The sequence below is a fragment of the Nocardioides sp. cx-169 genome (assembly GCF_021083605.1).
In the GTDB taxonomy this organism is placed as follows: domain Bacteria; phylum Actinomycetota; class Actinomycetes; order Propionibacteriales; family Nocardioidaceae; genus Nocardioides.
On sequence record NZ_JAJNRO010000014.1, the window covers coordinates 1 to 26,637 of the forward strand.

At 70.5% G+C, this 26,637-nt stretch carries 29 protein-coding genes; 17 read left to right on the forward strand and 12 right to left on the reverse strand.

Going from position 1 to position 26,637, the window contains the following annotated elements; genetic code table 11:
- Positions 1-969, forward strand: a 969-nt coding sequence (locus LRP67_RS17680) for an SDR family NAD(P)-dependent oxidoreductase (protein WP_231271480.1), incomplete at its 5' end; no start/stop codon positions are given.
- Positions 970-1,773: 804 nt separating this feature from the next.
- Here the strand turns inward: LRP67_RS17680 and LRP67_RS17685 are convergent.
- Positions 1,774-2,340, reverse strand: coding sequence for an O-methyltransferase (locus tag LRP67_RS17685; RefSeq protein ID WP_231271481.1), 567 nt, complete (start codon positions 2,338-2,340; stop codon positions 1,774-1,776).
- Between the two features lie 371 nt (positions 2,341-2,711).
- On the opposite strand from LRP67_RS17685, the gene LRP67_RS21620 reads away from it, so the two are divergent.
- The 4 genes from LRP67_RS21620 to LRP67_RS17700 all read left to right on the forward strand — a co-directional run bounded on the left by LRP67_RS21620 (position 2,712) and on the right by LRP67_RS17700 (position 5,804).
- Positions 2,712-2,837, forward strand: coding sequence for a hypothetical protein (locus LRP67_RS21620; protein WP_269211758.1), 126 nt, complete (start codon positions 2,712-2,714; stop codon positions 2,835-2,837).
- 10 nt (positions 2,838-2,847) lie between these two features.
- Positions 2,848-3,924, forward strand: coding sequence for a 3-isopropylmalate dehydrogenase (locus tag LRP67_RS17690; protein WP_231271482.1), 1,077 nt, complete (start codon positions 2,848-2,850; stop codon positions 3,922-3,924).
- A gap of 51 nt (positions 3,925-3,975) precedes the next feature.
- The gene (locus LRP67_RS17695) at positions 3,976-5,049 is read left to right on the forward strand and encodes a branched-chain amino acid aminotransferase (protein WP_231271483.1); all 1,074 of its coding nucleotides are present in this window, start codon (positions 3,976-3,978) and stop codon (positions 5,047-5,049) included.
- Between the two features lie 119 nt (positions 5,050-5,168).
- Positions 5,169-5,804: a hypothetical protein gene (locus LRP67_RS17700; protein WP_231271584.1), complete on the forward strand. Its 636-nt coding sequence runs from the start codon at positions 5,169-5,171 to the stop codon at positions 5,802-5,804.
- Between the two features lie 35 nt (positions 5,805-5,839).
- Here the strand turns inward: LRP67_RS17700 and LRP67_RS17705 are convergent, their stop codons facing one another.
- A complete protein-coding gene (locus LRP67_RS17705; RefSeq protein ID WP_231271484.1) occupies positions 5,840-6,166 on the reverse strand; it encodes a helix-turn-helix transcriptional regulator in 327 nt (108 codons plus the stop codon).
- 1 nt (position 6,167) lies between these two features.
- Positions 6,168-6,794 carry an SRPBCC family protein gene (locus tag LRP67_RS17710; protein WP_231271485.1) on the reverse strand — a complete coding sequence of 209 codons (627 nt, stop codon included), beginning with the start codon at positions 6,792-6,794 and terminating at the stop codon, positions 6,168-6,170.
- A 104-nt stretch (positions 6,795-6,898) separates the two neighbouring features.
- On the opposite strand from LRP67_RS17710, the gene LRP67_RS17715 reads away from it, so the two are divergent.
- The 6 genes from LRP67_RS17715 to cimA all read left to right on the forward strand — a co-directional run bounded on the left by LRP67_RS17715 (position 6,899) and on the right by cimA (position 14,352).
- Entirely contained in the window at positions 6,899-7,945 is a 1,047-nt protein-coding gene (locus tag LRP67_RS17715; protein ID WP_231271486.1) for an iron ABC transporter permease, read from the forward strand.
- Positions 7,942-9,006: an iron chelate uptake ABC transporter family permease subunit gene (locus LRP67_RS17720; protein ID WP_231271487.1), complete on the forward strand. Its 1,065-nt coding sequence runs from the start codon at positions 7,942-7,944 to the stop codon at positions 9,004-9,006. Before LRP67_RS17715 ends, LRP67_RS17720 begins: the two co-directional genes overlap by 4 nt.
- 11 nt (positions 9,007-9,017) lie before the next feature.
- Positions 9,018-9,827 (forward strand): ABC transporter ATP-binding protein, encoded by an 810-nt coding sequence (locus tag LRP67_RS17725; protein ID WP_231271488.1) that lies wholly within the window; start codon positions 9,018-9,020, stop codon positions 9,825-9,827.
- Between the two features lie 38 nt (positions 9,828-9,865).
- Positions 9,866-10,909, forward strand: coding sequence for an iron-siderophore ABC transporter substrate-binding protein (locus LRP67_RS17730; RefSeq protein ID WP_231271489.1), 1,044 nt, complete (start codon positions 9,866-9,868; stop codon positions 10,907-10,909).
- A 52-nt stretch (positions 10,910-10,961) separates the two neighbouring features.
- Positions 10,962-12,572 carry a serine/threonine-protein kinase gene (locus LRP67_RS17735; RefSeq protein ID WP_231271490.1) on the forward strand — a complete coding sequence of 537 codons (1,611 nt, stop codon included), beginning with the start codon at positions 10,962-10,964 and terminating at the stop codon, positions 12,570-12,572.
- A gap of 184 nt (positions 12,573-12,756) precedes the next feature.
- Positions 12,757-14,352 carry a citramalate synthase gene (cimA, locus tag LRP67_RS17740; RefSeq protein ID WP_231271491.1) on the forward strand — a complete coding sequence of 532 codons (1,596 nt, stop codon included), beginning with the start codon at positions 12,757-12,759 and terminating at the stop codon, positions 14,350-14,352.
- On the opposite strand, the gene LRP67_RS17745 is transcribed toward cimA, so the two are convergent.
- Positions 14,329-14,943, reverse strand: coding sequence for a TetR/AcrR family transcriptional regulator (locus tag LRP67_RS17745; RefSeq protein ID WP_231271492.1), 615 nt, complete (start codon positions 14,941-14,943; stop codon positions 14,329-14,331). The genes cimA and LRP67_RS17745 overlap by 24 nt on opposite strands.
- A 71-nt stretch (positions 14,944-15,014) precedes the next feature.
- Here LRP67_RS17745 and LRP67_RS17750 point away from each other — a divergent pair, with 71 nt between their 5' ends.
- The 3 genes from LRP67_RS17750 to LRP67_RS17760 are packed head-to-tail and all read left to right on the forward strand — an operon-like array spanning position 15,015 to position 17,516.
- Positions 15,015-15,563 (forward strand): NADPH-dependent FMN reductase, encoded by a 549-nt coding sequence (locus LRP67_RS17750; protein WP_231271493.1) that lies wholly within the window; start codon positions 15,015-15,017, stop codon positions 15,561-15,563.
- Positions 15,564-15,594: 31 nt separating this feature from the next.
- Complete coding sequence (locus tag LRP67_RS17755) at positions 15,595-16,995, forward strand: amidase (protein WP_231271494.1); 1,401 nt, start codon at positions 15,595-15,597, stop codon at positions 16,993-16,995.
- Positions 16,989-17,516, forward strand: a complete 528-nt coding sequence (locus LRP67_RS17760) for a GNAT family N-acetyltransferase (RefSeq protein ID WP_231271495.1) — start codon at positions 16,989-16,991, stop codon at positions 17,514-17,516. Before LRP67_RS17755 ends, LRP67_RS17760 begins: the two co-directional genes overlap by 7 nt.
- A gap of 4 nt (positions 17,517-17,520) precedes the next feature.
- Here the strand turns inward: LRP67_RS17760 and LRP67_RS17765 are convergent, their stop codons facing one another.
- Together LRP67_RS17765 and LRP67_RS17770 are read right to left on the reverse strand one after the other, a co-directional pair.
- Positions 17,521-18,096 (reverse strand): GNAT family N-acetyltransferase, encoded by a 576-nt coding sequence (locus LRP67_RS17765; protein ID WP_231271496.1) that lies wholly within the window; start codon positions 18,094-18,096, stop codon positions 17,521-17,523.
- Between the two features lie 46 nt (positions 18,097-18,142).
- Positions 18,143-18,757 (reverse strand): M23 family metallopeptidase, encoded by a 615-nt coding sequence (locus LRP67_RS17770; RefSeq protein WP_231271497.1) that lies wholly within the window; start codon positions 18,755-18,757, stop codon positions 18,143-18,145.
- 630 nt (positions 18,758-19,387) lie between these two features.
- Here LRP67_RS17770 and LRP67_RS17775 point away from each other — a divergent pair.
- Complete coding sequence (locus LRP67_RS17775; RefSeq protein WP_231271498.1) at positions 19,388-20,044, forward strand: hypothetical protein; 657 nt, start codon at positions 19,388-19,390, stop codon at positions 20,042-20,044.
- Positions 20,045-20,250: 206 nt separating this feature from the next.
- On the opposite strand, the gene LRP67_RS17780 is transcribed toward LRP67_RS17775, so the two are convergent.
- Together LRP67_RS17780 and LRP67_RS21625 are read right to left on the reverse strand one after the other, a co-directional pair.
- Positions 20,251-20,688, reverse strand: coding sequence for a hypothetical protein (locus tag LRP67_RS17780; RefSeq protein ID WP_231271499.1), 438 nt, complete (start codon positions 20,686-20,688; stop codon positions 20,251-20,253).
- Positions 20,689-20,807: 119 nt separating this feature from the next.
- Positions 20,808-21,251, reverse strand: a complete 444-nt coding sequence (locus tag LRP67_RS21625; RefSeq protein ID WP_269211759.1) for a class I SAM-dependent methyltransferase — start codon at positions 21,249-21,251, stop codon at positions 20,808-20,810.
- 503 nt (positions 21,252-21,754) lie between these two features.
- Here LRP67_RS21625 and LRP67_RS17790 point away from each other — a divergent pair.
- Complete coding sequence (locus LRP67_RS17790; RefSeq protein ID WP_231271501.1) at positions 21,755-22,027, forward strand: YciI family protein; 273 nt, start codon at positions 21,755-21,757, stop codon at positions 22,025-22,027.
- Positions 22,028-22,144: 117 nt separating this feature from the next.
- On the opposite strand, the gene LRP67_RS17795 is transcribed toward LRP67_RS17790, so the two are convergent.
- The gene (locus LRP67_RS17795) at positions 22,145-22,630 is read right to left on the reverse strand and encodes a M23 family metallopeptidase (protein WP_231271502.1); all 486 of its coding nucleotides are present in this window, start codon (positions 22,628-22,630) and stop codon (positions 22,145-22,147) included.
- A gap of 121 nt (positions 22,631-22,751) precedes the next feature.
- Positions 22,752-22,994 carry a hypothetical protein gene (locus LRP67_RS17800; RefSeq protein WP_231271503.1) on the reverse strand — a complete coding sequence of 81 codons (243 nt, stop codon included), beginning with the start codon at positions 22,992-22,994 and terminating at the stop codon, positions 22,752-22,754.
- Between the two features lie 374 nt (positions 22,995-23,368).
- Here LRP67_RS17800 and LRP67_RS17805 point away from each other — a divergent pair, with 374 nt between their 5' ends.
- Positions 23,369-24,670 (forward strand): HNH endonuclease signature motif containing protein, encoded by a 1,302-nt coding sequence (locus LRP67_RS17805; RefSeq protein WP_231271504.1) that lies wholly within the window; start codon positions 23,369-23,371, stop codon positions 24,668-24,670.
- A gap of 235 nt (positions 24,671-24,905) precedes the next feature.
- Here the strand turns inward: LRP67_RS17805 and LRP67_RS17810 are convergent, their stop codons facing one another.
- Both LRP67_RS17810 and LRP67_RS17815 read right to left on the reverse strand, forming a co-directional pair.
- Positions 24,906-25,376 carry a glyoxalase/bleomycin resistance/extradiol dioxygenase family protein gene (locus tag LRP67_RS17810; RefSeq protein WP_231271505.1) on the reverse strand — a complete coding sequence of 157 codons (471 nt, stop codon included), beginning with the start codon at positions 25,374-25,376 and terminating at the stop codon, positions 24,906-24,908.
- A 222-nt stretch (positions 25,377-25,598) separates the two neighbouring features.
- Positions 25,599-26,621, reverse strand: a complete 1,023-nt coding sequence (locus LRP67_RS17815) for a hypothetical protein (protein WP_231271506.1) — start codon at positions 26,619-26,621, stop codon at positions 25,599-25,601.
- Positions 26,622-26,637: the final 16 nt, after the last annotated feature.

Below are 26,637 nucleotides of genomic sequence, written 5' to 3' on the forward strand. Positions count from 1 at the left end.
GGGCTTCATCGACGGCTTCACAGTCAAGTGACGGGGAGCGAGAAGTACCGCTTCGACGACCGCGTCGCCGTAGTCACCGGAGCCGGGCGAGGACTGGGACGCTCCTACGCCCACCTTCTCGGCCGCCTCGGCGCCAAGGTCGTGGTGAATGACTTTGGGGGAAGCATCGACGGAATCGGTGGTGATGTCGACCCCGCGCGAGCTGTTGCGAAGGAGATCGAGGAAGCCGGCGGCGAGGCCGTCGCCGACGCTAGCGACGTCTCTACCGAGGCCGGGGGACGAAACCCCATCGAGCTTGCCATCGCGACCTATGGGCGAGTAGATATTGTCATCAACAATGCCGGGATTACCAGGCCGATGGGCCTTCCCGACGTCGACATCGACAACATCGAGCGCATCCTTGCCGTGCACGTCAAGGGCGCGTTCAACACCATCAGGGCGGCATGGCCCCACCTGGTCAGCCAGGGCTACGGACGAGTGGTGAACACTTCATCAATCGCCATGTTCGGGTCCGTGGACAACTTGGGCTACGCCACCGCGAAATCCGCCATGATTGGAATGGCGCGGAGCATGAGCGCCTCGGCCAAAGACCTCGATATCAAGGTCAATGTGATCGCTCCCAATGCCTTGACCCGGATGGCGACTGGTAGCCCCTCGAAGGGACTTAATGAACTGAGGGAGCAGCGGTCGGCGTCCGCGCCTGTCGGAATGGAACCCGAACTGGTCGCCCCCATGGTCGGCTACCTTGCGCATCAAGACTGCAACGTGAGCGGCGAAGTCTACATCGCAGGCGGCGGGCGATTTGCCCACATGTTCGTCGGAATGACCGAAGGATACCTGCCGGACAGGCCCGAAGACGTCACGATCAACGACGTCGCGAATCACCTTGCTGAGATCAAGGATCCCTCCGGGTACTATGTACCAACCAGCCTCGCCGACTCAGCCCGCCGTTACATGGCGCATCGTTGACGGACTAGCGCAGGTGTCCAAGTCCTCCGCAGGGTTGCTGCTTACCTGTTCCAGGCGAACCTGCCAGGAACACAATCCTCCTGCTCGTGTGTGAGACGGCCGCGGCCGGTGCCCCGATCAGGGTGCCGGTCGCGGCGGCGTTCTCGGTCCTCGCACGGCGCCCGAGGGCTATAGGCGGATTCAACTGACAGTCGCAGCGCCCCCGTCATGCAGGTGTTGAATGGGTCGTCGACAGCCAGCAGCAGATCGGGCGATTCGCCGAAGTTGAGATCGCCCGGTAGCCCGAGGCTCCAGCTTCACGTTTGAGGCCGTGTTTCTTGGTCGAGATTGCCCAGTGGTAGCTGCCCACCGAGGCGGCTGCCGCGCCGGTGCTTCGCAAGCTGTCGGCAGCGGTAATGGACGAACGCTGGGAGCATCCCCCCGTTCGACCGGCAGCTCCAGCGGACGGCTCCAACAAGCCGGTATTGCACCCGCGGTCGCACAACCGACCGGGTTTGACCGGCCAAGCGCACCCAGCGACTCCTCGCCGACAACGGCCTGGTCGGCTCCTGCGGAGCCCGGCGAAAGCGCCAGCAGGAGGGCTTCTTCTGCCTGCTGCAGAAGAACGTCCTCGACACCCGCCCCGGGACACCTGCAAGTAGCTCCGTCTGGCGATGATCACCGACCCACCGTCGCCGGGACGGTCGTTGTGTAGTCCAGGATCCAGCCCCCAGCCCCGTCTTCGCGCTTGCGGTGGTGAGCAGGCGCCCACCCGACAGCCCCGTTCCGCCCTCCGCTCAGGGTGGATGGAAGGCTGAGTTCTTCCTAGCGCTTGGTGGCGACGATCGTGCTGGCGTCGGGGGCCACCATGACCTCGACAGCGGTGAAGCGCTCGTCGGTCAGCCAGCGCTCCCGCAGGGTGTCGACGCGGCCGCCGGTGATGGGCGGCCACATCTCGCAGGGGACGAAGTCGTCGAGGACCACGATGCCGCCGTCGGCGACCAGGTCGGCGACGGCGTCGACGCCGACCTCGTTGGGCTGTCCCGCGTCGAGGAAGAGCAGCGAGAAGGGACCCCTGTCGAGCAGCGTCGACCAGTCGGCCTCCAGCACCTCCACCTGGGGGTCGTCCTCGAAGATCGCGGCCGCGGCCTTGGCGAGCTTGGCGTCGAGCTCGGCGGTCACGATGTGGGCCTCACCACGCAGGCCGGAGCGCAACCAGGCGGTGCCGACGCCGCAGCCGGTGCCGAACTCGGCCATCGTGCCGCTGCGGGTGGCCGCCAGCATCGCCAGCAGCCGCCCGGTCTCGTTGCGGCAGAAGGAGACGTAGCCGGCTTTGCGGGCGCCCGCGAAGGCACGGCTCACCACGTCGGGGAGGTCGGGCGGGGCGCTCATGGGTCGAGTCTTTCATCATGGGACGTCCGTCTCGGAATGTGACCAGTTTCGGCTTACCGGTGGCCGCGCCGTCACACGGGCTCTAGGGTGGTCCCACCATGCGGAGCGTCTTCGTACTCATCGAGCGCCGCGGCGAGGCCAAGCAGTAATCCACTGCACATAGAGGCCACCTCGCCGCGGTGAGCGGCGTTGTGCGGTCTCTTCCCTCGTCTCTCGCTCCGCCGCAGGATCCCGATCAGCGTTCGCGCGATCCGCATCCTGCTCGGTCACGCATCTCCCACGCGATCCGTGGGTCCCGCCTCTCCTGCGGCGGAGCGCAGACGGTCCGTCTGACCCTCCGTCCCGACCGATCCAGAACCAGGAGCAGCGACATGTACGACATGTACCCCGAGTGGGGCCCGGCCCAGCACCACCCTGACAACCCGCGCAGCCACGAGGCGGTCCAGGCCTCGCTTGACCTGCGAGACAATGGCGGTCAGCGCCCCGACGACAACTAGCCTCTGCGCCATGACGACCACTGACTCGACCTCTTCCGGCACCCTCAAGCTCGCCGTGATCCCCGGCGACGGGATCGGCCAGGAGGTCACCGCCGAGGCGCTCAAGGTCCTCGAGGTGGCCGCGCCCGCGGGTGTGAAGTTCGAGCCCACCCGCTACGACCTCGGGGCGGAGCGCTACCTCGCGACCGGCGAGGTGCTGCCCGACTCCGTGCTCGGCGAGATCCGCGAGCACGACGCCATCCTCCTCGGCGCGGTCGGCGGCAAGCCCAACGACCCGAACCTCCCGCCGGGCATCCTCGAGCGCGGGCTGCTGCTGCGACTGCGCTTCGAGCTCGACCACTACGTCAACCTGCGCCCCTCGCGCATCTTCCCGGGCGTGGCCTCACCCCTCGCCAACCCGGGTGACGTCGACTTCGTCGTGGTCCGCGAGGGCACCGAGGGCCCTTACACGGGCAACGGCGGGGCCCTGCGGGTCGGTACGCCGCACGAGATCGCCACCGAGGTCTCGGTCAACACCGCATTCGGAGTGGAGCGGGTCGTGCGCGACGCCTTCGCGCGCGCCCAGCGGCGTCCTCGCCAGAAGCTCACCCTGCTCCACAAGACCAACGTGCTCGTCAACGCCGGCTCCGTGTGGTGGCGCCTGACCCAGGAGGTCGCCCGCGAGTTCCCGGAGGTGAGCGTCGACTACATGCACATCGACGCGGCCATGATCTTCATGACCACCGACCCGTCGCGCTTCGACGTGATCGTCACCGACAACCTCTTCGGCGACATCATCACCGACCTCGCCGCCGCCATCACCGGCGGCATCGGCCTGGCCGCGTCCGGCAACGTCAACCCCGACCGGACCGCGCCGTCGATGTTCGAGCCGGTCCACGGCTCCGCGCCGGACATCGCGGGCCAGCAGAAGGCCGACCCCACCGCCGCGATCCTCTCGGTGTCGCTGCTGCTGGACCACCTCGGGCACGCCGAGGCCGCCGCGGTCGTCGAGGCGGCGGTCATCGCCGACCTGGCCGACCGCACGCCCGGCACCGTGCGCCGTACCTCCGAGGTCGGGGACGCCATCGCGTCGCGAGTAGGCGGCTGACGCCGCCCGCACCCGTCCACCAGACCCGAAGGGTCGGATACCGTGAGATCCATGCAGATCAGCACCACCACCAGCACCACCCCCGTCGATGAGGCCCGGCTCGCGGAGATCCTGGCCAACCCCGGCTTCGGCACCCACTTCACCGACCACATGTTCCTGGTGGAGTGGACGCCGGACGCCGGCTGGCACCACGCGCGGATCGAGCCCTACGGCCCGCTCTCGCTGGACCCCGCGACCGCGGTCCTGCACTACGCGCAGGAGACCTTCGAGGGGATGAAGGCCTACCGCCACGACGACGGCTCCGTGTGGTCCTTCCGGCCCGAGGAGAACGCCGCCCGCATGGTGCGCTCGAGCCAGCGGCTGGCGCTGCCCGAGCTGCCGGTCGCCGACTTCGTGCAGGCCGTGGACGCGCTCGTGGAGGTCGACCAGCGCTGGGTCCCGGACCCGGAGGGGGAGAAGAGCCTCTACCTGCGCCCGTTCATGATCGCCACCGAGGTGTTCCTCGGCGTGCGCCCCGCGCAGCACGTCACGTTCCTGGTGATCGCCAGCCCGGCGGGCTCCTACTTCAAGGGCGGCGTCAAGCCGGTGACGCTGTGGCTGACCGAGGACTACACGCGCGCCGGTCGCGGCGGCATGGGTGCGGCCAAGACCGGCGGCAACTACGCGAGCTCGCTGGTCGCGCAGCAGGAGGCGACGGACCAGGGCTGTGACCAGGTGGTATTCCTGGACGCCCAGGAGGGCAGGTACGTCGAGGAGCTCGGCGGGATGAACCTCTACTTCGTCCACGACGACGGCCGGATCGTCACGCCCGAGACCGGCACCATCCTCGAGGGCATCACCCGCGACAGCATCATCGAGCTCGCCGGCAAGCTGGGCCACCAGGTCGAGGAGCGCCGCTTCCCGATCGAGGAGTGGCGCGAGGGCGTCACCAGCGGCCGGATCACCGAGATCTTCGCCTGCGGCACCGCCGCGGTCGTCACCCCGGTGGGCTCGCTGAAGTGGGACGGGGGAGAGGCGCCCGCTCCGGCCAGCACCGACCTGACCATGCGGGTGCGTCAGGCGCTGGTCGACGTGCAGTACGGCCGCGCCGAGGACACCTTCGGCTGGATGCACCGCATCGTCTGAGGCGGACTGACCCGTCCGGGTGAGGTGACTCAGGTCACACGGGCCTACTGTCGAGCCGTACGGCGTCGCCGTGCGGTTGGGTACTCCAGGGCCTGGCCTCGACTCGGGAGGGAACCCACATGAAGGTGCAACACAGTCGAACCGGCATTCCGACCGCGGGGGTGGCGATCCTCGTCGCCCTCACCATGAGCCTCACCCTGGCTCTCGCTTCAGGGGCGTCCGCCTCTGCGGCTCCGTCCGGCGCCGCCGCCTCCGACAGGTCGACCGTCGCCTCCACCCCCCAGGGCAAGCTCCGCTCGCGCGTCGTCGGCACCACCGGCAACGGTCGGCGGGTCACGGGCGACTTCGTGCCGATGCGCTTCGTCAAGCGTGACGGCAAGGTGTTCGTGCGCGGCCTGATCCAAGGCGTCGTCCACAATGCCGACGGGTCCACAAGGACGTTCGCGGCCATGCGCACCATGCGGGTCAAGTCCATCGGCGGAGCGCCGGTCAAGGCGGGCAAGAGCGTCAACGCCCGGGCGACCTGCGACATCCTGGACCTGGTCCTCGGGCCGCTCGACCTGGACCTGCTCGGTCTGCGCGTCCACCTGGACCGGGTCGTCCTCACCATCATCGCGGCGACGGGGGCCGGCAACCTGCTCGGCAACCTGCTGTGCGCGGTGACGGGACTGCTCGACGGTGGCCTCAACGGTCTGCTGGGGAGGCTGGTCCTGCTCCTCAACCGGATCCTGTCCCAGCTCGGCCTGGGCCTGTAGCACCGACCGCTGACCCGTCAGAGACTTTCTGACGGTCAGCGGTTCGCACGGCGCCCGCGGCGGAGCTCGGTGTCGAGAGCGTCGAGGCGCTGCTCCCAGAAGGCGCGGAACGGCGCGAGCCAGGCGTCGACCTCGGCCAGGGGGCCGGCGGCGACGGCGTAGATGCGGCGGCGCCCCTCGGCGCGCACGTCGGTGAAGCCGTGCTCGCGCAGCACCTTGAGCTGCATCGACACCGCCGGCTGCCCGATCCCGAACTCCGCCGAGATCACCTCGACCACCGCCCCCGCCGACCGCTCGCCTTCCGCGAGCAGCTCGAGGATGCGGCGGCGGACGGGGTCTCCGAGGACGTCGAGGGCGTGCACCTCAGTCCTCGGGTGCGCCCGTGTATGCCTCGGCGGTACGGCGGGCGGCCGCGCGGGCGGTCTCGGGGTCGGCGCCGGCGCTGATGTCGACCTCGCCCCGGGCGGCGCTGGAGCCTCGCAGGTACTCGCTCAGGTCGGGCACCGTCTCGCGCGGCGGGCGCTCGGCGTCCGGCGCGGCGAGGTGCTCGGCCAGACCCATGAGCGCCATCTCCCAGCCGACGCCGACTGCTCCGGGGCCGAACTGGTCCCACATCTCGGGCGACACCGGGGCCGAGTGGTCCAGCTGCAGCAGCGTGCCGCTCTCGGTCGGGCGCAGGCTCAGGTCGACCCAGCTCACCTGGCCGTCGTACTCCCAGGTCAGCGCGAGCCGCTCGGGCGGGACGCACTCGAGCACCTCACCGCCGGCGTTGCCCTCGAGCTGGTAGCGGCCGCCGACGTCGAGGTCGCCGGACACGGGCATCATCCAGTGCGCGATCCGCTCGCGCGTGGTGAGCGCGTCCCAGACGTCGTCCAGGCTCGCGTCGTAGGTGCGCGTGACCGTGAGCAGCCGCAGCTCCCGGCCCTCGCGGGTGATCGTCGTGAGCGCACGCTCGACCGCGCCCAGGTGGTCGGCGGGAGTGAGGTTCATGTCACCCAACCTATCAGGCGTCGCTGATATGACAACCGCGCGAGGTCGCCGCGGCTGCGGTGGTTACCCTTGCCTAACTAGAGGGGCGAGACGAGGAGGCGACCGTGTCCGTGCTCGTCCCCCCGCGCCCGCCCGCCGCGTCCGGGCGCCCGCGCACCGCCGCTCGCGGCCTGCTCGCGGTCGCCGTCCTGCTCCTGCTGCTGGCCGTCGTGGCCCTGGCCAGCCTGATGTGGGGGGTGCGCGACATCCCCGCCGGCCAGGTCTGGGACGCGCTCGTCTCGCCGGTGGCGGGGGACAACGACCACGGGGTGGTGCGCACCGAGCGCGTGCCCCGCACGCTGATCGGGCTCGTGGGCGGCGCCGCGCTCGGCGCGGCGGGTGCGCTCATGCAGGGCGTGACGCGCAACCCCATCGCCGACCCCGGCCTGCTCGGGCTCAACTCGGGGGCGTCGCTGGCGGTCATCGTCGCCATCGCCGGCTTCCACGTGACCTCCGTGGACGGCTACGTGTGGTTCGCGTTCCTCGGCGCCGCCGTCGCGGCGGTGATCGTGTACGGCGCGGCGTCGGTCGGCTGGGAGGGCGTCACCCCGGTCAAGCTGGCCCTGGTCGGCGCCGCCGTCACCGCCACGGCGACCTCGCTCATCACCCTGGTGCTGCTGACCGATCGCCACACGCTCCAGGAGTACCGCTTCTGGCAGGTCGGCTCGCTCGCGAACCGGTCGCTGGACGCCCTCGCCTCGGTGCTGCCGTTCGTCGGCGTGGGCCTGCTGCTGGCGCTGGCCGCCGGCCGGGTCCTCAACGCGCTGGCCCTGGGCGACGACGTGGCGCGCGGCCTCGGCCAGGACGTCGTGCGCGGCCGGCTGCTCGTCGTGCTCGCCGTGGTCCTGCTGTGCGGCTCGGCCGTGTCGCTGGTCGGGCCGATCGCCTTCGTCGGGCTGGTCGTGCCCCACGTCGCCCGGGTCGTCGTCGGGCCCGACTACCGCTGGCTGGTCGTGCTGTCGATCCTGATCGGGCCGCTCCTGCTGCTGGTCGCCGACATCGTCGGGCGCCTGCTGGTGCCCGGCGAGCTGGAGGCGGGACTGGTCGTCGCCCTGGTCGGGACCCCGGTCCTGCTGGTGCTCGTACGCCGCTCGCGGAGCGTGGCCGCGTGAGCAGCCTCGCGGCACCCGAGGCGGTGGCACGCGAGGGCCTGCGCGCCTCCCGGCTGCGGCGCCGGGCCCGCACGACCGCCGTCACGCTGGCCCTGCTGCTCGTGGCCGCTACCCTCGCCGTGGTGGCGCTGATGCTGGGGGACTTCCGGCTCTCGGCCGCCCAGGTCGTGGGCGCGCTGGCCGGCAGCGACGAGGAGCCGGCCCGGTTCGTGGTCTTCGACCTGCGCCTGCCCCGGCTCACGCTCGGCATCCTCGTCGGCGTGGCGTTCGGCCTGGCCGGCGCGCTCTTCCAGTCCGTGCTGCGCAACCCGCTGGCCAGCCCCGACGTCATCGGCGTCTCCCAGGGGGCCAGCGCCGGGGCGGTCGCCGCGCTCCTGCTCGGCGGGGTCACCGGCCTGTGGGTCTCGGTCGCGGCCTTCGCCGGGGGCGCCGCCGTCGGCCTGCTCCTGTACGCCGTGGCGTGGCGCGGCGGCCTGACCGGCCACCGGTTCGTGCTGTCGGGGATCGGCGTGGCCTACGTGTGCACCAGCGTCGTCGGCTACCTCCTGACCCGCAGCGAGGTCCGGGAGGCGCAGGCGGCGCTGCTGTGGATGACCGGCAGCCTGGCGCAGGCCGACTGGGACCTGGTCGCGACCCTCGCCCTCGCCGTGGCGGTGCTGACGCCGCTGGTGGCGCTGGTGGCCCGCGGCCTCGACCTGCTGCTGCTGGGCGATGAGCAGGCGGCCGCGCTCGGCCTGCGGCCCGAGCTCGCCCGGGGCGCGGTCATCGCCCTCGGCGTCGCGCTCGCGTGCGCGGCGACGGCGGCCGCGGGCCCGGTCGCGTTCGTCGCGCTGGTCGCCGCCCCCGTGGCCCGGCGGCTGCTCGGCGACGGCTCGCTGGCCCTGCTGCAGTCGGCCCTGGTCGGGGTGGTGCTCGTGGTCGGCGCCGACGTCGCCGCCCAGCACCTGCTGCCCGCCGTCCTGCCCATCGACCTGTCCGTGCCCGTCGGCGTCGTCACCGGCGCCGTGGGCGGCCCCTACCTGATCTGGCTGATGGTGGCCGGACGCACCCGCAGCTCGTGAAGGAGCAGCCCATGAGCCTGGTCGCCCACGACGTGCACCTCGCCTACGACCGGCGCACCGTCGTGCACGGCGTGGACTTCACCGTCCCGTCGGGCGAGATCACGGCGATCGTCGGCGCCAACGGGTGCGGCAAGTCCACGCTGCTGCGCGGCCTGGGCCGGATCATGCGCCCCACCCGGGGCCGCGTAGAGCTGGACGGGACGGACCTGCGCCGGATCCGCCCGCGCGACGTCGCGACCCGTCTCGGCCTGCTGCCGCAGCAGCCCTCGGCACCCGACGGCATCACCGTCGCCGACCTCGTCGGGCGCGGGCGCCACCCGCACCAAGGTGCCTTCCGTCGCTGGAGCGCCGACGACGCCGAGGCGGTCTCGCACGCGCTCGCGCTCACCGACACTCACGAGCTCGCCGAGCGGCGCGTCGACGAGCTCTCCGGAGGTCAGCGGCAGCGGGTCTGGATCGCGATGATGCTGGCCCAGGATCCCGGGACCATGCTGCTCGACGAGCCGACGACGTACCTGGACATCGCCCACCAGGTCGAGGTCCTCGACCTCCTCGCCGAGCTCAACGCCGAGCGCGGCACGACGGTCGTCATGGTGCTGCACGACCTCAACCTCGCCGCCCGCTACGCCTCCCAGCTCGTGGTGATGAAGGGGGGCCGGATCCTGCGGTGCGGTGCGCCCGCGGAGGTGCTCGACGCCGACTGCGTCCGCGACGCGTTCGGGCTCGAGTCACGGGTGCTGGCCGACCCCGTGACCGGCTCGCCGATGGTCGTCCCTATCGGACGCTGGAAGGGCTTCGGACGACGCGCGGACATCAAGTAAGGTGTGGCTGACCTAACCCCGACTCTCTGAGGAGTGACGTGAGCCGTCTCCCGGACCGCCCCCGCCGTACCGTCTCGCGCATCGTCGCGCCGCTCGCCGCGGCGCTCCTCGCGCTGCCCCTGGCCGCCTGCGGCTCGGAGTCCGAGGACTCCCAGGACGACGGGACCTCCGAGAGTGGCGCCTTCGAGCCGGTCACCATCGAGCACGCCTTCGGCGAGACCGAGATCGACGAGCGCCCCGAGCGCGTCGTGACCTGGGGTTGGGGCACCGCCGACGCCGCGCTCGCCATCGGCGTCACGCCGGTGGCCATGGAGAAGCTGGCCTACGGCGCCAACGAGGAGGGCTTCATGCCCTGGCAGGAGGAGGCGTTCGCCGAGTCCGGCGACGACAAGCCCACGACCCTGACGCCGGGCGAGTCCCCGCCGTTCGAGGAGATCCTCGCCGCCGAGCCCGACCTCATCCTGGCCAACTACTCCGGCATCACCGAGGCCGACTACGAGAAGCTGTCCAAGATCGCCGACACGGTTGCCTACCCCGACCAGCCCTGGGCGACCCCGTGGCGCGAGGTCATCACCACCGTCGGTGAGGCCCTGGGCGAGTCCGAGAAGGCCGAGGAGGTCCTCGCCGACATCGACGCCGAGGTCGCGGCCGCGGCCGAGGAGCACCCGGAGTTCGAGGGCAAGACCATCGCCGCCGTGGCCATCGACCCGAGCGCCTTCTACGTCTACCGCGGCGCCGACCCGCGCGTGGAGTTCCTCGAGGACCTCGGCTTCGAGCTGGCGCCCAGCGTCGACGAGCTCGACACCGAGGAGTCCACGTTCTACTACACGATCAGCACCGAGGTGGTCGACGAGCTGACCTCCGACGTGCTCCTGTCGTACGCCGCGAACGAGGATGTCGCGACCACGATCGAGAAGGACCCGACGTACCAGGCGATGGCGCAGTTCAAGGAGGACCGCGTGGCCACCGTCGTCGGCGAGGACGTCGTCTCGTCGGTCTCGCCGCCGACCGCGCTCTCGCTCACCTGGGGCCTCGACGCGTTCGTCGACGCGCTGGTCCCGGCTGTGCAGGCCGCCGGCTAGCGCGGCCTGTCGCGGCGGCGGGGTGCCGGGCGACACAGGTAGATTCGTTCCTGTGTCCGAGCTTCCGGTGACCCCGCTTCCGCGCGCCGGCGCGCCCAGCCGCGACCGGGTCGGGCCCTACACGCTGCTGTCCAAGATCGGCGAGGGCGGCATGGGCGTCGTCCACCTGGCCCGCCAGGACGGCGGCGCCCGGGTCGCGCTCAAGGTGCTGCGCCCGCACATCGTCGGCGACGACGAGGCGCGGGCCCGCTTCGCCCGCGAGGTCAACTCGCTGCAGCGCATCCGCAGCCGCTGGGTGTCCGAGATCGTCGACGCCGACCCGTGGGCGCCGGTGCCCTACGTCGCGACCCGTTACGTGCCGGGCCTGTCGCTGCACGACCACGTCGTGGAGGAGGGCCCGATCGAGGGGCCCAACCTGATCTGGTTCGCCGGATGCCTGGCCGAGGGCCTCGCCTCGGTGCACGAGGTCGGCGTCCTGCACCGTGACATCAAGCCCTCCAACGTGCTGATGGAGGGCCGTACGCCGATCCTGATCGACTTCGGGCTGGCCCGCGTCGCCGACGACCCGAAGCTCACCCACACCGGCTGGCTCCTGGGCACCCCGGGCTACCTCGCCCCCGAGATCCTGTACGGCGACGACGCCACCGCCGCCTCGGACATCCACTCCTGGGCGGCCACCGTCGCCTACGCCGGCACCGGCAACCCGCCCTTCGGGCGCGGGCCGAGCATGGCGATCATGGACCGGGTCCGCCGGGGCCAGCACGACCTGACCGGCCTGCCCTACGCGCTGCGCCAGCTGGTCGAGGCCGCGTTGGACCCCGAGCCCGAGCGGCGCCCGGACCTGGACGCGATCCTGGGGTGGCTGCGCCCGCAGACGACGGGACCGCGGACCGCCGTACCGCCGGTGCCGACGGGTCCGGAGGACATCTTCACGATCCCGCTGGCGCTCGCCGGGGCGCAGGCCGCCAAGGCGCCGACCGCGGTCGAGCGCGAGGAGCCCAGGCCGACCCGGGTGCTCGCACAGGAGCCCCGGGTCGACCCCCAGCCGTGGGCTCAGGAGTGGCAGGCGCCCGCGCCGCCACCGCAGGTGGCGTTCGGCGAGCGCGTGCGGCGCGCGACGCTGCTGTGCGGCGCCGCGGTGGCCCTGGGCGCGGGGCTGAGCCTGGCCCCGTGGATCGTGGCCGCGCTCGTCTGCCTGGTCGTCTGGCTGCTGCGCAGCGGCTCGCTCGCGGCCAGCGCGGCGGGCGACCGACGGCTGCGCCGCGGCCGGAGGTGGTACGACGGCCCGCAGGTGCTGCTCGGTGCACCGTGGCATCTCGTGCAGTCGGTCGGCGGCACCCTGATGCTGCTGTCCTGGAGCGCCGGGCTGGCCGTCTCGGCGGCGCTGGTCGGCTACGCACTGGCCGCGAGCGTGCAGCCGATGCTGTTCGTGATGGGGCTGGTGCTCGCGATCTCGCTGTGGTGGGGTCCGGGCGGGAGCCGGGTGCGTCGGCCGGTCTCGCGGGTCGTCCACCCGCTCGCCCGCAGCCAGGGCGCCTGGTCGGTCGCGATGGTCGCGCTCCTGGTCCTGGCGGCCGGGCTCGGCCTGCGCGCGGCCAGTGCGGGCACCGCCTGGTCGCCGGCGCAGGGACAGCCGTTCGCGTCGTACACGTCGTCTCGCTGAGGCCCGGATCGCGAGACCGCTGTCCTCGGTGCTGCCGGCATGGCACGATGGGCACCATGCAGCAGCGCAGCATCATCATTTCCTAGCGCATCGAGCCCCCTCGCCCGATGCGCCGCCTCTCGTACCCCGAGAGGTTTTTTTGTGCCCAAACCGCTTCCCCCGTACCCGACCCGAGAGTGATCCGATGGACCTGCACGGCGCCTTCCACGTCTACGACACCACCCTGCGCGACGGCGCGCAGCAGGAGGGGCTCAACCTCTCCGTCGCCGACAAGCTGACCATCGCGCGCCAGCTGGACGGCCTGGGCGTCGGCTACATCGAGGGCGGCTGGCCGGGAGCGAACCCCAAGGACACCGAGTTCTTCCGCCGCGCGAGCCAGGAGCTCGACCTGCGGCACGCGAAGCTGACGGCGTTCGGCGCCACGCGCAAGGCCGGCGTCCGCGCCGCCGACGACCCGCAGGTCGCCGCGCTACGCGACAGCGGCGCCGGCGTCGTCACGCTCGTCGCGAAGTCGCACGACCGCCACGTCGAGCTGGCGCTGCGCACCACCCTCGAGGAGAACCTCGAGATGATCCGCGACACCGTCAGCCACCTCAAGGCCGAGGGGCAGCAGGTGTTCCTGGACGCCGAGCACTTCTTCGACGGCTACCGCGCCAACCGCGACTACGCGCTCGAGGTGCTGCGCACGGCGTACGGCGCCGGCGCCGAGGTGGTCGCGCTGTGCGACACCAACGGCGGGATGCTGCCGCCGTGGGTCTCCGACGTCGTGCACGACGTCATCGAGTCGACCGCCGTGCGGGTTGGCATCCACTGCCACAACGACACCGGCTGCGCGGTCGCCAACACCCTGGCCGCGGTCGACGCCGGCGCCAGCCACGTGCAGGGCTGCATCAACGGCTACGGCGAGCGCACCGGCAACGCCGACCTGGTCACTGTCGTGGCCAACCTCGAGCTCAAGCTGGAGCGCGAGGTCCTTCCGCAGGGGCTGCTGCGCGAGTCGACCCGGATCGCCCACGCGGTCGCCGAGGTCACGAACTTCCCGCCGGCCTCCCGGCAGCCGTACGTCGGCACGTCGGCGTTCGCGCACAAAGCCGGCCTCCACGCGAGCGCGATCAAGGTCGACCCGAACCTCTACCAGCACATGGACCCGGTCGGCGTCGGCAACGACATGCGGCTGCTGATCTCCGACATGGCCGGCCGGGCCTCGATCGAGCTCAAGGGCAAGGAGCTCGGCTTCGACCTGTCCGGCGACCGTGAGCTTGTGGGCCGCGTGACCGCGCGGGTCAAGGAGCTCGAGCAGCGTGGCTACACCTTCGAGGCGGCCGACGCGTCGTTCGAGCTGCTGCTGCTCGAGGAGGTCGAGGGTGCGCGCCCGTCGTACTTCGAGGTCGAGTCGTGGCGGGTGATCACCGAGACGCTCACCCATGCACAGGTGGGGGAGGAGGCGGTCTCGGAGGCCACGGTGAAGCTCAAGGCCGCGGGCGTGCGCTACGTCGTCACCGGTGAGGGCAACGGTCCGGTCAACGCCCTCGACTCGGCGCTGCGCTCCGCGATCGTGCAGGCCTTCCCGGAGGTCGCGAAGTTCGAGCTGATCGACTACAAGGTGCGGATCCTCGACCAGGGCCACGGCACCGACGCGATCACCCGGGTGCTCATCGAGACCACCGACGGCGCGTCGTCATGGGTCACCGTCGGGGTCGGCCACAACGTGATCGAGGCCTCCTGGGGTGCGCTCGTCGACGGGCTCACCTACGGGCTACGGCGCCTCCACACCGCCTGAGACCACGCGCCGTACGAGGTCGTCCCAGCCGCGCTGGATCCGGTCGAGGGGAACATGCTCGATGTGGATCTGCTGCTGCAGGATCACGATCTCGAGCGGCGCGAGGAGCGCGGTGGCCAGCATCGGCACGTCCCCGCCGACCCCGATCTCGGCGAGCAGGTACCGCACGTGCATGGCGGTGAACGACACGGCGGCGTAGGCGCGGGAGCCCGCCTGACCGGCGGCCTGGATCAGCTCGCCGTGCAGCAGGTTGGTCTCCATGCGGGAGTGCCCGAAGGCGAGGAGCCGCTCCAGTGGCGGCGCTCCGGGGCCGAGGGGTGGGGGGCCGGAGATGACGGCCGCCTGCCAGTCGGTCTCGGAGAGGTCGAGGAGCGCGGCCATCAGGCCCTCGCGGCTCTCGAAGCGCCGGTAGACGGTGCCCTTGCCGACCCCCGCCCGGGCGGCGACGGCGTCCATGGTCACGCCGCTGACCCCGCTCTGCTCGCGCACGAGCTCCTGGGCGGCGGCGAGCAGGGTCTCGCGGTTGCGGGCGGCGTCGCTGCGCTCGACGGGGCCGCCGTCGAGCAGTGGCAGCGCGCGGACCCCGTCCATGCCCGCACTCTAGGGCGGAACGAAAGTGCGAGCAGGGGAATATAAACGGACCACGGTCCGTTTAGAGCGGCATGACTCAGACCCCCACCCGCATCGTCGCCCTCGTCGGCAGCCTCCGCGCCGACTCCCTCAACCGCCGCATCGCCGAGGCGCTGCGCGACCAGACGCCCGAGGGCGTCACCGTCGAGATCGCCGAGGGCCTGGCCGACCTGCCGTTCTACAACGAGGACCTGGACGCCAGCGAGACGCCGGCTGCCGCGGTCGCGCTGCGCGAGCTCGTCGCCGGCGCCGACGCCGTGCTGGCCGTCACCCCCGAGTACAACGGCACCATGCCGGCCGTGCTCAACAACGCCATCGACTGGCTCTCGCGCCCCTACGGTGCTGCGGCGCTGAGCGGCAAGCCGTTCGGCGTCGTCGGCGCCACCCCGACGCCGTACGGCGGCAAGTGGGCGCACGAGGACGCCGTCCGGTCCTTCGGGGTCGCCGGGGCGGTCGTCGTCGACGGTGCCGTCCACTCGCAGTCCGCGATCGACGTCGACGTCCTCGAGGACGCCGACATCCTGGCTCGCCTGAAGGCCGTCGTCGACTCGCTCGCCGCGTTCCGCACCGCCGCTGCCTGACGCCGGGCCTCCGGGTCGCTAGGTTCGACCCGTGAGCGAGCTGCACGACCTGACCGCCCTCGAGCAGGGGGCGCTGGTCCGCTCGGGCGCGGTGACGCCGTCCGAGCTGACCGAGCACTACCTCGAACGCGCCGACCGTCTCGACGACGTCGGCGCGTTCGTCACGCTCACCCCCGACCTCGCGCGCGAGCGGGCGCGCTCGCTCCCGGCGCCGGGCGAGGCGGCCGGCCCGCTGTACGGCGTTCCGACCGCGATCAAGGACCTGAACCTGACCGCGGGGGTGCGCACGACGTTCGGGTCGGCGGCCTTCTCCGACTTCGTGCCGGACATCTCCGACGGCGTCACGCTGGCGATGGAGGCCGCGCGCCTGGTGAGCCTGGGCAAGACCAGCACGCCGGAGTTCGGGTCGCCCTGCTACACCGAGCCCGAGGGCCGGCCACCGGCCGTCACGCCGTGGGACCGCACCCGCATGGCCGGCGGCAGCTCCGGCGGTGCCGCGGCGGCCGTGGCCGCCGGGCTGGTGCCGTTCGCGCACGGCTCCGACGGCGGCGGCTCGATCCGGATCCCGGCGTCGTGCTGCGGGCTGGTCGGCCTCAAGCCGTCGCGAGGCCGGATCTCGGGCTACCCCATGTACGGCGACCCGATCGGGCTGTCCACGTCCGGCTCGATCGCGCGCACCGTGCGCGACGCGGCGGCGCTGCTGGACGTGCTGGCCGGGCGGCGCACCGGCGACCCCTCGTGGGCGCCGTCCCCGTCCTCGACCTTCCTGAGTGCCTGCGACCGTGAGCCGGGGCGCCTGCGGGTCGCGCGCTTCGCCACCCCCGTCATCGCCGACACCCCGGTGGACCCGGCCTGCGTCATGGCCTACGAGGACGCCTCTCGGCTGCTCGAGTCGCTGGGCCACGAGGTCGTCGACGTGCCCGTCCCGCTGCCGCCCGAGGCCGTGCCGGTGTTCGAGACCTGCTGGGCGGTGCTGACCGCGCTCTCGGTGGTCCCGCCCGAGCAGGAGCCGCTGCTCCGCCCGCTCACCCGGTGGCTCACCGAGCGAGGGCGGGCCGTGAGCGGGCCGGAGTTCGGGCTGGCGATCGGGGCGATGCGGCGCTTCGCGGCCGACGCCCTGCACGCACTCGCGCCATACGACGCCGTGCTGACGCCGACCCTGGCCACCCCGCCGCTGCCGGTCGGGGCGCTGCGCGACGACGCGGACCCGGCCGCGGACTTCGAGGCGCAGAAGGCGTTCACCCCCTGGACCTCGGCGTGGAACGTCACCGGCATGCCGGCCGTCTCGCTGCCCCTGCACTGGACGGCGGAGGGACTCCCCGTCGGCGTGATGCTGGCGGCGCGGCCGGCCGAGGAGGAGCTGCTGCTCTCACTGTCCGCCCAGATCGAGGCCGCCTCGCCCTGGTCGGACCGCAGGCCGCCCCGATGGTGACCCGGCTGGTCATGTGCCACACCGCCGAGATGACGCCCGAGGAACTGCACGCCGTCCGCGGGCTGCTGGACGAGGCGTTCCGTGACTTCACCGACCACGACTGGGGCCACACGCTCGGCGGCCAGCACGCGCTCGTCGTCGAGGACGGGGTGGTCGTTGCCCACGGCGCGCTGGTCATGCGCCGCCTGCTGCACGTCGGCCGCTCGCTGCGCACCGGCTACCTCGAGAGCGTCGCCACCCGTCCGGACCGCACGCGCCGCGGGCACGCCGACCGGGTCATGACCGCGCTGGAGTCGCTCGCCCCGGCGTACGACGTGCTGGCCCTGTCGGCGTCCGAGGCGGGGATCCCGCTCTACGAGTCCCGCGGCTGGCAGCTCTGGCGCGGGCCCTCGTCGGTGCTCGCGCCGGGCGGCATCACCCGGACGCCCGCGGACGACGGCTCGGTCTACGTGCTCGGCGGGTCCGACCTCGACCTCGACGGCGAGCTCACCTGCGACTGGCGCGACGGCGAGGTCTGGTAGCCGGTCAGGCCGGCCGCCGCATCACGACGCGGGGGAACCCGCCGGAGACCGCGTCGGTGTCGGCGACCTTGGTGTAGCCCGCGTCCTCGAACAGCCTGCGGGTGCCGACGTAGGCCATGGTCAGGTCGACCTTCTGGTCCCCGTTGTCCGCCGGATAGCCCTCCACCACCGGCGCCCCCTGCGCGAACGCGTACGCCGTCGCGCCGTCGATGAGCGTGTGCGCGATGCCCTGGCCACGATGGCCGGGCCGCACCCGGACGCAGAACAGCGACCAGACCGGCAGCTCGTCGACGTGCGGGATCTTCGTCGACCGGGCGAAGGGCAGCCCCGCGCGGGGCGCCACAGCCGCCCACCCGACGACCTCGTCGCCGTCGTAGGCCAGCACGCCCGGTGCGACCGGGCGTCCGCACAGCTCCCTGACGTACTCGCCACGCGCCGGCCCGACCAGCTCGCGATTGGTCTTCGAGTCGATGCGGTGGCTCAGGCACCAGCACACCGACGACGTCGGCTTCTTCGGGCCGAGCATCGTGGCGACGTCGTCGAAGCGGGTGAGGGAGGCGGGCACGATCTCGAAGCTCACGTGCCCCACGCTAGTACGGCGATCGCGTCCCGCCGACGGGTCGCTGCTACCCGCCGTCGATGATCTCGCCGTTGCGGGGCAGGCGCCCGCCGAAGGTGAGGGGACCAGCGGAGGCGTGGGACACGTCCGAGCGGTCCATGGCCTGAAGGTGGAGATGGGGTTCGGTGCTATTGCCTGAGTTGCCGCACCGCCCGAGGCTCTCGCCCACCCGAACGCTTTGACCACGTTGCACCCGGACACTGCCGCGTTGCAGGTGGCAGACCGCGACCACCGGGCCTTCGCGCGTCTCGATCATCACGTGGTTGCCGGCCAGCTCCACCCAACCCGCTGCCAACCTGCGGCGCTGAGTGATCGCATAGCCGACGGACGGCAGCCCCCTGAACGCCTCGTGATCGGGCGCCGTGTCATGCACGCGGACGACCGTGCCTTGGACGGGCGCAAGGATGGGGCGCCCGAAGCCCGGAAACCGCTCTGGTGGCTCAGGGCGCAGAAGCGACTCCCACGTGATCGGTGCCGATCGCCCGGCCTCGTCGACCGGGACGAAGTCGATCGAGTACGCCGTAGCGAGCAGGGTGGTGCCATGACTGGGCACTCGATTCGCGGGGCTGTTCTGGGTCAGCCAGCGGCCCTCGAACGGGTATGCCAGGTCGACTGTCAGCAACTCTCGGCCCCCCAACTCTTCTCCACGACGACCCATTCTGCTCCTGCCGGGTACGACGCAGGTGGTCTGGAGTAGTAGTCGACTCGCGGTGATAAGACGCAGCTGCGTGGCGTTCGGATCGCGGGCAGATGAGTGCGTTCAGCATGGATCGCGAGGGCGGCGGACTTCGCACTGCTTGCTTAAGTCAGTGGCAGGAGATTGGCGACCTCGTCGCATTCCTCGTCGTCGATGCCGTGGGGAACGGGGTCGAGGCTGAGCGATAAAGGCACCCCCCCGTCTCGTCCACCACGTACTTGACGACCCGGTCGGGTCGGGCGGACTCAGTGACCCGGTAGTCCCCGATCAGGGCGCGTTCACCGCACGAGGATGTCAGAGTGAACGCGTATGACCTTAGGAGGGTCGTGGCTACGCCAGTCCCGGACGAGGTAGTTACGGAGACTGCAGCTCCCGTTAGATCTGGCCCCGTCTGATCGCCACAGCAGTGAGCGAGGCGCACGCAAGAACAAGGAATTGGCGGTCGCGGCACGTCGTCTGGTCACGACTGGAAGACGCGCCCGGACGGGGACCGGTTCCTGATCACCTGCCCGGTACTTGAAGCGACGATGTTTCCGGATCTCGGCACGACAGTACGTGGGTGAGCTCGCGCCGAAGGCGTGGGCGAGTGTGATCCGAACCCCCCGCGGGGCGATGGGCATAACTCACCTATCCTCGTCGCGTCTCGAACGGGGGAAGCCGATGCGCGAAAATCCAATGGTCGCGGTGTCGCGGCTGCGTGTGGCGAGTGTGGGGCTCTCGGTTGTCGCTCTCGCATTTTTCGCGATGGGGATGCTCCTGTCCTGGTCGCGGATGGCCGTGCTGTTCGTGCCCGTGGTCCTCGGTGTGGTCGCGCTCGTTCTTGCCATCAGGGCGCGGGGATCCGCGCCCGCTCGCCCCGGCCGCGTCGTCGCCTTCGCGATGTCCGTGCTGGCGATGATCACTCCCGCCCTCACCATCGTCGCGGTGATCCGCCCGGGAGTCCTGGCCCCGTCCGCGGTCTACACGATCACGGTCCACTCACCGGAATCCGTCGACGTGATCATTAGGGAAGGCGCCGAGCGCACGAGCAAGGCGTGGGACTCGGGAGACACCCTCACTCTCGACTCGAGAGCGACGGTCATCGGGGTCGGAGCGCAGACGTCGACCCCGACCACGGTGATCTCGTGCGAGATCCGCCGCGACGGCATCATCGTGGCTACTGAAGAGCGCGCCGGATCAGTCGACTGCAGCTTCGTCGAGGGCGACGAGTAGCGAAGCAGTCCCGAGCCGGACTGGCGGGCAGCCGCTCGGTCGAGCCAGGCGAATGCGAGGAGCGGCATGTCGCCCTCGGTGCCTGTTGGTGGGCTTCTGGCCTTCGCTTCGTTGGCGGCGGCCCTCGCGACAGGCAGCCACAACGGCTGGTCGAGATGTCCTGCTGGATCACGTGCATAACAAGCATGAGCGGACGCCGTGTCGGCCTAGTCGGGCTGGATGTGGGGGATAGGGGTGCCGAGTTCCCAGAACCTGTTGATCGCTTCCCAGTACTTCGCAGACAGCGGGCGGAGCCAAGGTCGGAACGCTTCCGGGTCAACACCACGCGAAGTGACGGTCTGCATCTGCATTCCTTCGAGATAGCCGATCACGCCTAGTTCCGAGACATACGCATCTCCGTAGCGGATCAGGTGCTCGATGTAGTCGAAGGCGGCATCGAACTCGCTCGTGTCGCTCGCCGCGAGGCGGTCGGCGAGGTGGCCAACCACCCAAGACGCGTCGAGGTAGCCAAGACGACCGCCCGGAGAACCCGAGTCGGCATTGTCGTCGGCAACCTCCGCCCACTCCTCCGACAACGACGGAAGCGCGGCGAGCAAGAGGTCAGGAACCTGCTCGGCGGTGACGAGTGCTTCCGTGGAACCCACGCCGTCCACCCTAGGGAACTGCGCTGCCGAGGGGGCCGGTTCCTGTCTGAAGGCTCATCGGCACGACCGCGCGGATCGCGGCAGATCAGTGCATTGGCGATGACGGTCGTGCTGAGACGTCAGACTGGTTTGCGTGCGAGCCAGACGGCCGCGGATGCCGGATGGTTCGGGCCGAGCGCCATGGTGGCGTCGACCACGAGCCCGGCCTCACGCAGGAGATGCCCGTACGTTTCGGGGCTGCGGCGCGCGACGAGCACTCGCATGGGCAGACCGCCATAGCCCTCGGTCTTGACGTAAGCGCTGTCGCCGACGTGGCCGCCGAGCATGAGAGATCCACCTGGGACGAGCACCCGAGCAAGTTCTTGGATCGCCGCCTCAAGGTCCTCGTCATGGACATGGTGCAACACGTACCAACAGAAGACGCCCGCGGTCGCGCCATCGGCGACAGGGATCCGTGTGAGGGACGCCCCCTCCGCCCGCCTCAACGACCCCGTGTGCGAAGTGGTCAAGGAGCCGTTTCTCGAGTGGTAGGGCCTCGAGCCCAGTCCGCACGAGGTCGGCATACCGATCGGCGACCCGATCGTAGGAGTCGCCGGCGTCGGCGATCCAGGACCCGGCTTTCACAAAACCGCAGCGTACTTGCGAACGTCCGCACATCGGCTGCTTGCTCCATTGACCCAGGACCGGAGGAGCAGGTGATCGACGCAATTGTCGAGGGCAGCCAGTTCCCGGACCGTGTCTGGGCGATCGAGGGCTGCTCCGGGATCGGTCAGCGCGTCGCGATGAGAATCCTCGCTACTGGTGAGGAGGTCCTCGACGTGCCATCGAAGCTGTCGGCGCGGATCCGGGGGTTCTCAACCGGACAAGGACGCAGAACTCGCCCGCACGTGAGTGTCGTATCGGCCCGTGCTGTTCGTAGCGTAGGTAGTGGTGGACATCAGGTCCGCCCGACGAGGGGAGCAGGAATGCCTCACTACCTCATCTACTTCAACCAGCAGTGGGTCGGCGACCACGACGAGGCGTGGTTCGAGGGCCGCGTCGAACCGTCCACAGCGTCGTCCGAGACATGCAGGACCAAGGCGTTCTGGTCTACGCCGGCGGACTGGTCGAGGAGCTCGAGGAAGCGGCGAGCGCGGACGCCACGAGTGGCGAGCTGGTCGTCACCGACGGGCCGTTCGCGGAGACCAAGGAGTGGCTCGGAGGGCTGACCATCGTGGACGTGCCCGACGACGAGTCCGCTCGCATGTGGGCGGGGAGGGTGGCCGAGGGCTGCGGCTGGCCGCAGGAGGTGCGCCGCTTCAAGGCCGGATCGTTGCAGGCGCTCGCGACCGGGGGGTGAGGCACTGGGGTCGTCGCCGAACGGCATCGTCACGCGCCGCACTGACATCGGCTGCTGTTCCATTGACCCAGACTCATGCCTGGCGAGGGTCGGTCCAGGCGCCCGCGCTCGGCGCCCTCAATCGCGGCGCTCTGACGCACGTTCTCCCATCCGAACGCTTTGACCAAGTTGCACCTGGACACTGCCGCGTTGCAGGTGGCAGACCGCGACCACCGGGCCTTCGCGCGTTTCGATCATCACGTGGTTGCCGGCCAGCTCCACCCAACCCGCTGCCATCCTGCGGCGCTGAGTGATGGCATAACCCACGGACGGCAGCCCACGGAACGCCCTGTGATCGGGCGCCGTGTCATGCGCGCGGACGACCACGCCCTGGACGGGCGCGAGGATGGGGCGCCCGAAGCCTGGAAACCGCTCTGCTGGCTCCGGGCGCAGAAGCGAGTCCAGCGTGATTGGTTCCGTTCGCCCAGCCTCGCTGACAGGGACGAGGTCGATCGCGAAGGCCGTAGCCAACAGGGTGGTGCCATGACTGGGCACTCGATTCGCGGGGCTGTTCTGGGTCAGCCAGCGTCCCTTGAACGGGTATGCCAGGTCGACTGTCGGCATCTCTCGGCCCCCCAACTCTCCTCCATGACGACCCATCCTGACTCCTGCCGGGTACGACGCAGGTGGTCTGGAGTATTAGCCGACTCGCGTTGGAAGGAGGCAGGACGCGCGTCGACTTCCCTCAGGGTCGCGACGAGTGCCGAGGCACGGCCCGGTACTCGGTGGCCGGACCGCCGGTGATGGGGTTCGTCCATTTTGCGCTGTCGCGGGTTTCGTACCGCCCGCGCTCGCGTCCCTCTCTGAACACGACGCTTAGGGTCGACCGGTCGTAGCCCAGCCGCTTGGCGGCGGCGCCGGGCGTGACGAACTCGTCCAGCTTGCGCATGTGGCGGTAGATGAGCTCCACGTTGTCCTCGGCGACCATGGCACGAGGATGCATCAGGCCGCCGACACGTGCCCAGGACCCCTCCGGCGATGCCTCCGACTGCACGCCGCTCGGAGGTCCTCGGCCCGCGAGCGACGATATGACTGTGAGGATCGCGAACGCAGCCTGGAGGTGCTGGGGTGTGGTTGGTGATCGCGAGGTGGAACGCGCGCCGGTATGCGGCGGTTGAGCTGCGAGCCCGGTCCCGTTTCGGTGGTTGAGGTGCGAGCGAAGCGAGCCTCGAAACCACCTCCGCCACGGTCCTGGGGTCCAGGAAGCCAGGTTTCATCCACAGCAGCCCTTCGCGCCACCGTCCTCCCCAGCCCAGGCCGAGCTCAGCGGGGGTGTCGGCGATAAGACGTAATATCGATCACATGTTCGAGCCGATGATCACCCAGCTCCGGGAGGCGCAGACCGCCCTCGCGGAGATTCCGGGCGACCTCTCAGACGCCGAGCTGATCGAGGTGCTCCGCGCGGCGGAGGAGCTGAAGTCCGCCGCGTCCGCGGCGCAGGCCGCGGCCGCGGTGCGCCTCGAAGTGTCCCAGCGTGCGGCCCAGGTCGCAGCCGGCGTCCCCCCTCGGCGGGTGGGGGAGGGCATCGCGGAGCAGATCGGGCTGGCGCGGCGCGAGTCGGCCAACAAGGGTGCCCGGTTGCTCGGTCTGGCCAAGGCCCTCGAGGAGATGCCGCACACCCGTGCGCTGATGCGTGCGGGTTGGCTCAACGAGTGGCGCGCCACGATCCTGGTCCGCGAGACCGCCTGCCTGTCCCTGGCTGATCGTCGTGTGGTCGATGAGCGCCTGTGCGCCGGGGCCCAGGCGGCGGCGACGATGAGCGACCTCGGCCTGGAGCGCGCGACCAAGGCGCTCGCGGCCGAGTTGGACCCTGCTGCGGTCGTTCAGCGTGCCCGGCGCGCCGAGTCCGAGCGCCACGTCTCGATCCGGCCCGCACCGGACACGATGGCCTGGGTCACCGCGCTGCTTCCGGTCAAGGAGGCGGTGCGCGTCTACGCCACGATCCTGACCGCGGCCCACGCTGCCCGGGCTCGGGGGGATGGGCGGAGCCGGGGTCAGGTCATGGCCGACACCCTGGTCGAGCGGGTCACCGGCGCCCCCGCCACGCAGACCCCCACGGTCGAGGTCAAGGTCGTGATGAGCGACCGGTCCCTGTTCGGGACATCGGCCGAGGCGGCACACCTGGCCGGCTACGGCCCGGTGCCCGCCGCCTGGGCGCGGGACCTGGTCGCCGACGCCGCCCGCGAAGCGCGGGCCTTCATCCGTCGCCTCTACCTCGCCCCCACCGGTGGGGAGCTGGTCGCGATGGACTCCCGCGCCCGCTTCGCTCCCGCCGGCCTGGCCGAGTTCGTGGTCACCCGGGACCAGGGCCTGTGCCGTACCCCGTGGTGTGGTGCCCCGATCCGCGAGATCGACCACGTCATCGCGTGGGACGACGGTGGTCCGACGACCGCGGCCAACACCCAGGGGCTGTGCCAGCGTTGCAACCTCGCCAAGCAGGCCCCCGGCTGGAGCGCCACCCCCACCGCCGCCCCGGACGGGCGGCACACCGTGGAGACCACCACCCCCACCGGTCACCGACACCGCTCCCGCGCCCCCGACCCACCCGGCGCCGCCTCGGTCACCACCTCACCCGGGCGACCCGGGTACGAACTCACCGCTTGATGCCACGGTCTTGGAGACCGGTCTTGTCGACCCGCAACCGCGTCGTGCCATCAGCGGCGGAAGACGCATCCGCCGATCGTGTCGAACCCCCGACGATCCTCGCGAGCGACGGCCAGGCCCGATGGCTGGCGCGCGACATCAAGTCAGCGCGATGGGCCGCCCCGGCACCTGGGACCGTGACACCAGGCGCGCTTGGTCGTCATGCCTCGAGAAGCAGTGGGCATGCGTCAAGCCCTTAGGGGCCCGGCGCGGTTCCGAACCACATGTCCGATGCCGCTTGTAAGCCGTCATCGGGCGGATCAAGCAGCACACGGAAGAACTTCCAGGAGTACCCGTACGGGTCCTCGACCTCCACGTAACGCTCGCCCCAGGGAGCAGATTCAGGTCCCGCCGTGATCACGCAGCCTGCGACCTCGCAGCGTCGGGCCATCTCATCGACGTCAGCCACCTCGACGCCGATGACCACGCCGAGACCCCGAGGGCCGGCCTTCGTGAGCCGCTCGCGCTCAGTTTCGGGGAACGGGATCCCCTCTAACGCGTCGACGAGCAGCTGCAACGGTCCCCGTCGCAGGATCGCCATCAGCACGAGACCGCTCGGATCCGGGACTGTCCCTATCTGAACGAAGCCAAGTTCTTCGTACAAGGCTGCAGCGGCGGACACATCATGGACCCTTAGCGCCACGCGCACCGGAGGTTCGTCGCTCACCCACCGACCGTAGCGTGGTCGTCGTGACGCACGGTTGGTCTTCGACCGCTTGCGCTGGTGCGGCCAGTGTTCTCGATGAACGGCAGCCGGCTCGCACGACGTCCTGACGCGGGAAAGCGACTCTCAGTAGGTCCGTGCGTCCGTCTCGCGGCGTAATGATGCAGTCCGCACCGCGTTCGTCAGCCATCCGTGTCGCCGTCCGGCATACGTGGCCCGGGCCAACTACTTCGGAGTGCGCGCCGCGGTCAGAAGTTGGATCAACTGGCCTGTAGTGAGTCCAGGGTTCGCGTCCTCCGTGGCCTGTGGCGGCGCCCCAAGAACGCGTCGACCAAATTCCTCCCGCATCCGATCGCGTGCAGCCTGCTCTTCCACTACTCCGATGAACGCCTCGAAGGAGTCGAGTTGAACCTGCAGGGACTTGGCCCATTGACCGAAGGTGTAGTGGCTTGATGCAAGCCTCGCAGCGTAGGCGGCTCCACCAGCAAGTAGGAGTGCGAGGGCCAGATGCTCGGAAAGCGCCGTCCATGACCCGCCACGTTCCGTTGACACGCCGGAGTCCCAGGTCACCCATAGAGCGACCCCGACTGCGGCGCCCGCAATTGCACGCAGCATGGCGCCCTTGCGGCGCTCGCTTTTAGCCAAATTGACGAAATGAGTTGAGAGTTCGCGGCTCGCTTCTTGGGCCCGAAGGTCGTTCAGCTGCCTCCGCTGATCCTCAAGTTGCGTCGACGCTTCCCTAGCCTCCATCACCGCCGCCTCCGCTTGATCGCGGAGATTTGCGCCTACCTCGCCGAGGTGAGCCAGTAGCCCGAGTTGGAGGTCGGCCGTCTCGATATCTGCGAGTCTTCGAAGCCACGTATTGACCTGCTCCTCGAAGGGCACCTCGGCCCCATATGAAGCGTGGATCTTGAGTGCATCTTTGCCTTGGCGCCAATCCGCCAATGCTCGACTGAGCGACTCGCGATATGCACTCACCGTGGCCAGCACGGTCTCGCGAATCTCTGCTTGGCGCACTTCAGGCGACTGCTTGAGATTCAAGTTTTCCAATCGACTGCGGGCTCCAACGAGGCCGGACTGCTCCTGCAAAAAGTGCATCAGTGTGCCGCGCGCCGCCTCCTCCTGCTCACGCAGGGATAACTGATCCGTCCGAGACACCCGAGCCTGACCTGAGAACTGCGCGATCTCGATCAAGAGCTCGAACAGCTTCCCAAGCTCCAGGGGCTTTATCGCGCTCGATGTGCTCACCCCAAAGGCTCAGGAG